The organism is Bartonella sp. AA89HNZF (assembly GCF_042196905.1).
Lineage (GTDB): Bacteria > Pseudomonadota > Alphaproteobacteria > Rhizobiales > Rhizobiaceae > Bartonella.
In genome coordinates this window covers 97,198-106,323 of record NZ_JBHIRD010000004.1, presented here as the reverse complement: position 1 = coordinate 106,323, position 9,126 = coordinate 97,198, and the positions used below count along the sequence as shown (strand labels likewise).

The window sequence follows — 9,126 nt, the reverse complement described above, 5'->3', positions numbered from 1 at the left end:
GAAAAATGCGAATGGGGAAGGGATGATTATAGTTTAAATGTAGCCAATCTTGAACCAATGATTGTGGTAAAAGAAAGCGACAAAGATAAAGATATTTCGCAACAAGAATTAGATCTATTTGAATAATATATAAAAAGCGGAGTTTTTTATGAACAGTGTTGAAAAAAGGATTTCAGCTCGCTTATCGTTGCGTGATCCTCAACGTGAATCATTAAATATTTTGGTGAAAATTTTAGAAAATATAGAGCTTTCTAAAAATGCTGATTTAGTTTCGAAATTAGAAATAATAAAAAGTCTCTATCCTTCTGTACAAGATTTTGAACGAAGCTTTCCCTCTTTTTGTTTTGCCTTAGCAACGGGAGTTGGAAAAACGCGACTTATGGGAGCTTTTATTAGCTATCTTTATTTAACAGGTCGTAGCCGACATTTTTTTGTTTTAGCGCCAAACTTGACTATTTATGAAAAATTAAAACAGGATTTTAGTCCTCAAAGTCCGAAGTATGTTTTCAGTGGAATAAGTGAATTCATTGCAAATAGACCCATTATTATTACAGGTGAAGATTATGAAAGTGGTAAAGGTATTCGCGCTGATGAACACCACTATTACGGACAAAAACGTTTGTTTGAAAATCGGGATACGGCCTTTATCAATATTTTTAATATTTCTAAAATTAATACAACGGATAATAAAAAAGGCACACTAAAATCTAGTATTCCGCGAATTAAACGCTTACAAGAAACGATTGGTGAAAGTTATTTTGATTATCTCGTAAATCTTCCTGATTTAGTTTTGTTAATGGATGAAGCGCATCGTTATCGAGCGTCTGCTGGTGCAGCAGCAATTAATGAGTTAAAACCTGTTTTAGGAATAGAACTTACAGCGACACCGAAAACAATAGGTGCAAAACCTGTAGATTTTAAAAATGTTGTTTACAGTTATTCACTTGCAGAGGCTATGAGAGATGGTTTTGTAAAAGAGCCTGCTGTTGCTACACGTAAAGACTTTCATCCTCAAAATTATACATCTGAACAATTAGAACATATTAAATTACAAGATGCAATTCATGCCCATGAAAACGTGAAAGCAGATTTAATTGCCTATGCCAAAGATTATAACAAAAAATTTGTTAAGCCTTTTATTTTAGTTGTCGCTCAAGATACAAATCATGCACAGAAATTGCGTGATTTATTGGAATCAGATGATTTTTTTGCAGGAGCTTATAAGGGAAAAGTTATAGAGATTCATACAAAACAGTCAAATATAGAGGAAGATCAAAATATTCAAAAACTCATTGTGATTGAGAATCCTCATGAGCCAACAGAAATTGTTATTCACGTTAATAAATTAAAGGAGGGATGGGATGTTAGCAATCTTTATACTATCGTACCGTTGCGTGCATCGGCTTCAGAAATTTTAACAGAACAAACAATTGGGCGTGGATTGCGTTTGCCTTATGGGCATAGAACAGGCATAGAATCTATTGATCGTTTAACAATCATTGCGCATGATCGTTTTCAAGATATTATTGATCGTGCGAACGATCCGAATTCAATTATAAAAAAGCATATTGAGATTGGAACAGGGGGTGATATATCCTCTGAAAAATCGGATATAGTGGCAGTTCCAAGTCAAGCAGAAGCTTTATTTATAAAAACGATAGTAACACGTCATTCCGATATAAATGGAACATCTGATTTACACGGTATCATGTTACGTAATACAGATTCACCCACATTAACCTCTGAAGAACAAGAAATTGCTGCTATCGCATGGGATATTATTAAAGAGAATGATAATTTACCAAGTTCTCAAATGCTTTGTTCTGCACCGATACAAGAAAAAATGAATAATAAAATTATGAGTATTATACCGCTAGCACAAAAGTCTCTTGTGTCAAAAGTGGTTACAATTCTGACAAAACAATTACCAGAACTGATCATAGATATTCCTAATATTGTACTCATTCCTTCGCGTGAGGTTACTTATGGTTTTTCTGATTTTGATTTGGAGAATCTAGAAAGTTTAAATTTGCAACCTGTTAGTAAAGAACTTTTAATTCGAGAATTGCGTACCCATCAAAGCATTTTTCTCACTTCTAAAGATAAATATATTAAAGAACCTCATCTTGAAAATTACATCATTCGTGGTTTTATTGATAATGATTTTATCGATTATGATAGCCATACGCCATTATTACGAAAATTGGCTTGTCAGATGGTAGAGCATTTCCAATCTTATTTACCCAATGATATAGCTGTTGAGAACGTATTAATTCACTATCAGCATAAGATTAATACTTTTATTGTTGCGCAATTAAGAAAACATCAATGGGAAACACAAAAAGATTATGAGATTAAAGTTACACGAGGTTTTACAACTTTAACACCTATCCATTATGTTTTGCCGCAAGGAACATCTCCTATTGATTTTCGTAATATTCCTGCCATTAAAAGAGACATTAAGAAACTTATATTCAGCGGCTTTAGGAAATGTTGTTATCCTTTGCAAAAGTTTGACTCAGTAGAAGGGGAATTACGATTTGCTCAAATATTAGAAGACGATGCAAAAGTATTGAAATGGATGAAACCCGCTCGAGGTTTTTTCAAGATAGAATATGATAAAGGATCAGCCTATGAACCAGATTTTGTTGTAGAAACGAAGGATGCCAAATATCTTTGTGAACCTAAAAAAGCTTCTGAAATACAAAACGCTATTGTTTTAAAAAAGAAACAAGCTGCAGTTCAATGGTGTTGTCATGCAACGCATTATGCAGCTACTTACGGTGGTAAAAAATGGTATTATGTTCTTATTCCCCATGATGCTATTAAAGCAAATAGTAGTTTTGAAGGTTTGTGTGCAGAATTTACCATTTCAGAATCTATACTTGAGAGCACGTAACTTTTTGTTTTAAAAAAAACATAAGTTTTTTAACTGGTCGATGCGAGAAATAATCAAATGTTTGAATATTATTTTTAATTTTGTTCCCTGTTGCACCATTAATTTAAGAATATGAGCTAATTCTTAAATCATGAAATTATTATTTTTTTCTAACTAACTTAAAGTAAAAGGAAAAATTTATAGGGAAATTATACAATATTATGCTTTTTTATGGGGATTTTCAGCCCATTTATGATTTTTGATAAAAATAGAAGCTTACTTTCTTTATATGAAACAAAACCTTGAATTTGTAGCCACAAATTCAGAAAAAATATTTTAATTTTATAGACAGCTTTTTTCAAAAAAAATAGACAGTTTGTTGTGTTCTCTTTTGAAATATCTGAATATAATGGAATATCCAGAAGATAAAAGTAGGCTACTTTACATATGACTTTGAATTTAACAAACACTGTTTTTAATTTTTTAAAGAAAAACCCGACAAAAAAATTTACAGCTCGAGAAATTGCTCAATGGATATTTGAGAATTATCCAGAAAAATGCCGCCAAAAACAAAAGCGTTCAACGGCAATAATCTCTCCCCTTCATAGTGATGCAGCTCTTATTCAGCAAATTGTTGCTGAAATAGGGTCTCTGCGCTCTCAATTACAAAAGCGTTATCCAGAAATTAAAACCACTGAAGGATGACCGCGGCAGTATTATTTTACTAAACAAACAGATAGCGCTGAAATTGATGCAGCAGAGGACAATGTAGATTATAGGCCAGAAGATGGCTCTGTTAAAGAGCATGATCTTTATCCGTTATTATCTAAATTTTTATGGACAGAGCTTGCTGTTTACAGCAAACGCATTAATGAGAAATGTTCTCGTAATAAACATGGTGTGGGCGGCAATAAATGGCTTTATCCAGATCTCGTAGGGATACAAGGTTTAAGCAGGGAATGGAATCGCGAAATCAAAGACTGTGTTTTGCAATATTTGATAAAAAGACAAAGCTTTGGTCTTTTGAAGTTAAAATTCTCATTAATCGTTCAAATTTACGGAAAGCATTTTTTCAAACAGTTAGCAATTCTTCATGGGCTAATTTGAGTTATTTAGTTGCGAGTGAAATTGAAGGAGTTGATACATTAAAAGAGCTTCGGATGCTTTCAAGTTTGCATGGAATTGGATTTATAAGACTTGATAAAGAAAATTCTTCCGAGAGTGAGATCATAATTCCAGCGAAAGAACGTAGTGATATTGATTGGGATACTGCTAATAGATTAGTGGTAGAAAATAAAGACTTTCTTGATTATATTAAACTCATTCGTCAATTTTATCAAACTGGTGAAATGCGTCCATTGGATTGGGATCATATGGACCCATGAGGGGTATTTAAAAAAGGTTTTATTGTTTAAAAGCTCTTTTGTTCAGAGTGACAAAAAATTACTCTAACTATTTTATTTGACTGATTATATTGATATTGTATCAATTAAAATTTTTCTCACGTACCTCATGAGTAGGGTTGAATAGGGGAAGAGTAAAAATTCTGTTTTAGGCCTGTTCTATTTTGTGCATTGAGCGTGATTCCATTAGATACTAGACTTAATAATTATAATTTATTATAAACTTGCTATTATAGAGGGTGAAATTCGACTTTTTTGCTTTGTTTACATCAAGCATGGAAAATATTACTTCCTCATATTGAAGTCTTCTTACGGAGAATTTACACTACTATTTCTTTAATGTCCATTACTGTTCGTTTTGATGATTATTAAGCTTTTTGTTATCCGAAGTAAACATTCAAAAAAACATTAATTTTATAAAATATTCACACAGTTTACTCAATTTCTTGAAATAGATTTAAAAAATAAATTTCTCTCACACCTTATGGTAAAGGGAGTGTGTACTGTCTCAGTCTGCCACAATACTCTCTTTATTTTTCAATAATACCGCACGCTAAACGTGCTCCACCTCCGCCAAGCGGTAATGGTTTATCTGATTGATTATCAGCCCCTAAATGAATGACTAAAGAGCGCCCTTTAATTTCAGAGATTGTTTTTAATCGTGGAGCAAGAACGCTCATTACGGCATTTCCTTGCTTATCAACATAAAGTGCCGGTAAATCACCAAGATGACCATTGACATTATAGGGTCCTAAGTGTTTCCCAGTATGCTCTGGATCATAATGTCCACCCGCGCTTCCACCTATTATGTCATCTTTTGTATCACATGAAGGATTTACATGTACATGAAAACCATGAATCCCTTCTGATAAAGTAGATAAATTAGGGATAAAAATCAAACCGTGTATGTTTTCTTCAATTTTAATGCTACCAATAGCCTTTTTGGAATTGTTATTTTCTAATTTATAAATATTTATTTGTTTTGATAGTGCTAATGCAGAATTTTTATGAATTAAAAATGCCATAAAAAACAATAATGATAATAATATTTTTTTCATAAAATACCTTTATACTTATTTTTAAATAGATTATTATCTATAAATAATAATCTATACTAATTATATCTTATATAAGTGTCTTAAATTGAACTTTAAGAAAAATAATTTACATAGAAATATTAGTTCTTATAAAGAGCAAATAAATTAAAATATGTTTATATATTTCTGAACATAATTTTTAATTTTTGATCTATAAAAAATACAGCTTTATGGAATGAATAATTATATCTCACTTACATTTCTTCAAGAGATGCTTTTAAAAAATCTACTTTTTGAGATATAATGAGAAATTAAATAAGGAATTCTAGTAAATTAGCTATTATTTCATTTATAATATGATGATCGTTTCATCAAAAAAAATAACATATAATTTGTTGATGATTTAATTGTTTTTCATAGAAAAAATGACGAGGAGTTTCTATTTATTATGAAATTTATAAGAGAAAGAATTATTATGATTCGTATAAATTTCCCATAAAATACAGCATATACCGACACTCCCTCCCATTCCTGATCCTATCAGTGCTCCTATTATTATTCCGGAAGAAAGTGCTACTCTTATACCCATTGCAATAATTGGACCAAATCCTGGAAGAGCAATATAACCATAAGTTGCAAGAGTTGCCGCGATAGCTCCTGATAGGCTACCATTTAAACCGCCAATAAAAGCAAATTCTTTAATAGAATGGCGGCACTTTTTTAATTTTTTTTTCTTACGGCTGTAAAAAGAAACGTTGCTGTAAATTTTAAAATCAATCATATTCTTTTCTCTCATTTTGAATGCTAACTGTTCCTGAATAGTCAACGGATACGAAAAAATGGGACTTTTTAAATTTTACCAAAGCACGCCAGATACCATTGTCATCTAAGCGTAATCGTTTAATATTCTCAAAACCATTTTGCATAAGACAATTTTTAACTTGTGAAGCAGTAAATGAGTTCTGACCTATTTTAGTGACCTTTTGAGTAGAGCTATAGGTAAAGGCTTGACAATAAGGAAGGTGGAAAACTTCACTTATTGAAGTCGTGACTATCAACGAGACACATGCAATCATTATAAAAAAAGTACTTAATTTCAAAAAATTATTTAGTGTCATCTTATTACCATTTGTTGAAACAACACTTCATTAACCTCTGTGTTACTAACAGGTTCCAAAGATGATTTTATTTTTAATATTATAATTAACAATAAAAAGTTTTGAAAATATATTGATTAAATAAAACTGTTTTTTATTTTTCATTTTCTTTATAGTTCTAAATTTAACAGCTATGATTTAGCAAGATATATTTATTATTTAATTTGTAGTATATAATTCAGTTTTCTCTTATTTCATATCAATATACTAATATATATAATAATTATTTAATAAAAAATAGATGTATAGTTATATTAATTATACATATTATTATTACAAATAAATTAAATAAATATAATTAATTATTTTAATATAATTTGTTAATTCTTAGAAAGAACAAAAATATATTTTTACATCAGTAATAGATATGATTAAAAATGCAATTTATTATTTTTTATTTTACGTTATTATACATTATTGCTTAGTAGAGTTGTTTAGATGATTTTGTTGGAAATATTTGCATAATTTCCTTGAATCCATAACCGGGATACATTCCTTCGCGCATAAATAAATTACGTAATGGCGGGAAACTATGTAACAAACCAAGCCCAATGCTTCGTATGATATGAACAGGCAACATATGAGAAAGTAGAGCAGAGTTCAGTGTATGAACAGCTCCACTTCGGATTAATATATCTGGTTTGCGGCATTTGTTATAATGTGCAACAATCATTTCAGTGTTAGAGTTGGATATTTTATTGGGTAAAATATCAATTAAAGTTTGGACATCACGCAATCCTAAATTCAATCCCTGTGCTCCAATAGGGGGGAAAACATGAGCGGCTTCACCGACTAAAATTGTTCGGTTAGCAGCAAAATGATGAGAAAGAAGTCCGAAAAGCGGCCATGCTTGAATTGATGTTTCTAAGCTTAGCTTTCCAAGCATTGATTGCATTTTGTTTTCGATCATTTTTGCAATTGTTTTTGGTTCTATATTCAATAATTCTTCAGCAAGGGAAGGATGAACAACCCATACAAGACTAGATCTTCGTCCTGGTAGTGGAACCTGTGTAAATGGACCGTGTTCTGTATGAAATTCAGTTGATGTATTTTGATGAGAAAACTCATGAGAAAAGTTGAGAACAAGTGCTTTTTGTGGATAATTCCACTGTTTGACACTTATCCCTGCTGCGGCACGTGTAAGAGAGTGACGCCCATCGGCTGCAACAACAAGTGGTGTTTGAATGACTCTACAATCAGCAAGAGTAATACATACATGGTTTTTTGTATGATGAACAGATTTGGCTGCAGAAACAAATCTTGTAATATTAGGCGTATGTGTAACAGCATCGACTAAAGCACTGTTTAATTTTACATTAGGTATATTATAGCCAAAAGCTTTTTCACCAATTTCAGCAGAAGAAAAATGTACCGTAGGAGCATGCACAATTCTAGAAGTTATATCTATAATTCTCATGGACGATAAAGCAGCTGCATGTTTTTGAAGATTATCCCAAATATTGAGTTTTTGAAGCATGCGTATTGCAGGCATCATAAGAGCAGTTGTTCGTAACTCATCTGTATGAGCAGGGGGCCCAACAAGAAAAACAGAAAGCCCCTCATGTGCAAGACTCAGCGCAGCTAACATTCCGACAGGACCTGCACCAATAACAGCAATATCTTTATGCTCGTTTTTTTCAAAGATCACAACTGTTTGAACCTTTCTCCATTGAGAAAATATTTTAACATTTCCAAATGATCACTCTCTTTTTATTATATGAAGCTCTTCTATTATTATAGTATGTAATAAATTATGCGATATAAAAAAGTAACCTTTTTATGATTTTTTAAAATGTTGAGTTATATCATCGGTAAAAAATGGCGTATTGATAGATGATTGAAGACTTTAAAAACGAGGATAAGAAAACCTTGAAACGTAAACTAACAAAGAAAATCAAAACAAATGCTAAATTATTACGCCATAAAAAAGTAACAATGCCACAAGCAAAGGCCTTTTCCGTTCATTTACTAACAGCTTCGGGATCATTTTTAGCGTTTCTTTCTCTTATATCAGCCTCTCAAAAAGAATGGACAGCTATGTTCTGTTGGCTTGGGCTTGCCCTTCTCGTTGATGGTATAGATGGACCAATTGCACGCAAACTTGATGTTAAATACGTTCTTCCAACATGGTCTGGAGAGCTGTTAGATAATATTATTGATTACGTGACTTATGTCTTAATTCCTGCCTTTGCACTCTATCAAAGTGGTTTTATGGGGGTAGGGTTATCATTTTCATTGAGTGCAATCATTGTTATTTCATCTGCTATTTATTATGCAGATACTAGTATGAAAACCAAAGAAAACTTTTTTAAAGGATTTCCTGTTGTTTGGAATATGATGATTTTTACGCTTTTTGTCGTCAGGCCAGGAGAGTGGATTACTTTTATCATTATTGTTTTATCGGCGATTATATCTTTTTTACCAATTTATTTTATTCATCCAGTAAGAGTCCTTCGTTTACGTAGAGTTAATTTTCCCATTTTTCTCTTATGGTGTGTTTTTGGTGTTTCTGCCTTCTTTTATCAACTAGAGGCTCCGTATTGGGTTAAAATAGGAATTTCGGTGACAGGAATTTATATATATTGTATTGGTGCAATCATGCAAATATTTCCTCAACTTGGGGAGGGGAATATAAAAAAACAATGAAATAG

Annotated in this window: 8 protein-coding genes; 4 read left to right on the top strand and 4 right to left on the bottom strand. The window is 31.7% G+C overall.

What is annotated here, in order from left to right; genetic code table 11:
* Positions 1 to 148 precede the first annotated feature (148 nt).
* The 3 genes from ACFIN0_RS03360 (at position 149) to ACFIN0_RS03350 (ending at position 4,263) form a co-directional block, all read left to right on the top strand.
* The gene (locus ACFIN0_RS03360; protein WP_375701919.1) at positions 149 to 2,899 is read left to right on the top strand and encodes a DEAD/DEAH box helicase; all 2,751 of its coding nucleotides are present in this window, start codon (positions 149 to 151) and stop codon (positions 2,897 to 2,899) included.
* A 426-nt stretch (positions 2,900 to 3,325) separates the two neighbouring features.
* The gene (locus ACFIN0_RS03355) at positions 3,326 to 3,583 is read left to right on the top strand and encodes a hypothetical protein (RefSeq protein WP_375608367.1); all 258 of its coding nucleotides are present in this window, start codon (positions 3,326 to 3,328) and stop codon (positions 3,581 to 3,583) included.
* A 209-nt stretch (positions 3,584 to 3,792) separates the two neighbouring features.
* Positions 3,793 to 4,263 (top strand): hypothetical protein, encoded by a 471-nt coding sequence (locus ACFIN0_RS03350; RefSeq protein WP_375701918.1) that lies wholly within the window; start codon positions 3,793 to 3,795, stop codon positions 4,261 to 4,263.
* Positions 4,264 to 4,811: 548 nt separating this feature from the next.
* On the opposite strand, the gene ACFIN0_RS03345 is transcribed toward ACFIN0_RS03350, so the two are convergent.
* The 4 genes from ACFIN0_RS03345 to ACFIN0_RS03330 form a co-directional block, all read right to left on the bottom strand.
* Entirely contained in the window at positions 4,812 to 5,339 is a 528-nt protein-coding gene (locus ACFIN0_RS03345) for a superoxide dismutase family protein (protein ID WP_375701917.1), read from the bottom strand.
* A gap of 418 nt (positions 5,340 to 5,757) precedes the next feature.
* Entirely contained in the window at positions 5,758 to 6,114 is a 357-nt protein-coding gene (locus tag ACFIN0_RS03340) for a hypothetical protein (RefSeq protein ID WP_375606865.1), read from the bottom strand.
* Positions 6,092 to 6,436 carry a hypothetical protein gene (locus ACFIN0_RS03335; RefSeq protein ID WP_375606866.1) on the bottom strand — a complete coding sequence of 115 codons (345 nt, stop codon included), beginning with the start codon at positions 6,434 to 6,436 and terminating at the stop codon, positions 6,092 to 6,094. Before ACFIN0_RS03335 ends, ACFIN0_RS03340 begins: the two co-directional genes overlap by 23 nt.
* A gap of 460 nt (positions 6,437 to 6,896) precedes the next feature.
* Positions 6,897 to 8,123, bottom strand: a complete 1,227-nt coding sequence (locus ACFIN0_RS03330) for a UbiH/UbiF family hydroxylase (protein WP_375610362.1) — start codon at positions 8,121 to 8,123, stop codon at positions 6,897 to 6,899.
* A gap of 185 nt (positions 8,124 to 8,308) precedes the next feature.
* Here ACFIN0_RS03330 and pcsA point away from each other — a divergent pair, with 185 nt between their 5' ends.
* Entirely contained in the window at positions 8,309 to 9,121 is an 813-nt protein-coding gene (gene pcsA, locus ACFIN0_RS03325) for a phosphatidylcholine synthase (protein WP_375701916.1), read from the top strand.
* The last annotated feature ends 5 nt before the right edge of the window (positions 9,122 to 9,126 follow it).

Excerpts from the sequence above, each read along its gene's own strand:
- ACFIN0_RS03360 (WP_375701919.1), top strand. The coding sequence starts at position 149 with ATGAACAGTGTTGAAAAAAGGATTTCAGCTCGCTTATCGTTGCGTGAT.
- ACFIN0_RS03355 (WP_375608367.1), top strand. The coding sequence starts at position 3,326 with ATGACTTTGAATTTAACAAACACTGTTTTTAATTTTTTAAAGAAAAAC.
- ACFIN0_RS03350 (WP_375701918.1), top strand. The coding sequence starts at position 3,793 with ATGGCTTTATCCAGATCTCGTAGGGATACAAGGTTTAAGCAGGGAATG.
- ACFIN0_RS03345 (WP_375701917.1), bottom strand. The coding sequence starts at position 5,339 with ATGAAAAAAATATTATTATCATTATTGTTTTTTATGGCATTTTTAATT.
- ACFIN0_RS03340 (WP_375606865.1), bottom strand. The coding sequence starts at position 6,114 with ATGAGAGAAAAGAATATGATTGATTTTAAAATTTACAGCAACGTTTCT.
- ACFIN0_RS03335 (WP_375606866.1), bottom strand. The coding sequence starts at position 6,436 with ATGACACTAAATAATTTTTTGAAATTAAGTACTTTTTTTATAATGATT.
- pcsA (WP_375701916.1), top strand. The coding sequence starts at position 8,309 with ATGATTGAAGACTTTAAAAACGAGGATAAGAAAACCTTGAAACGTAAA.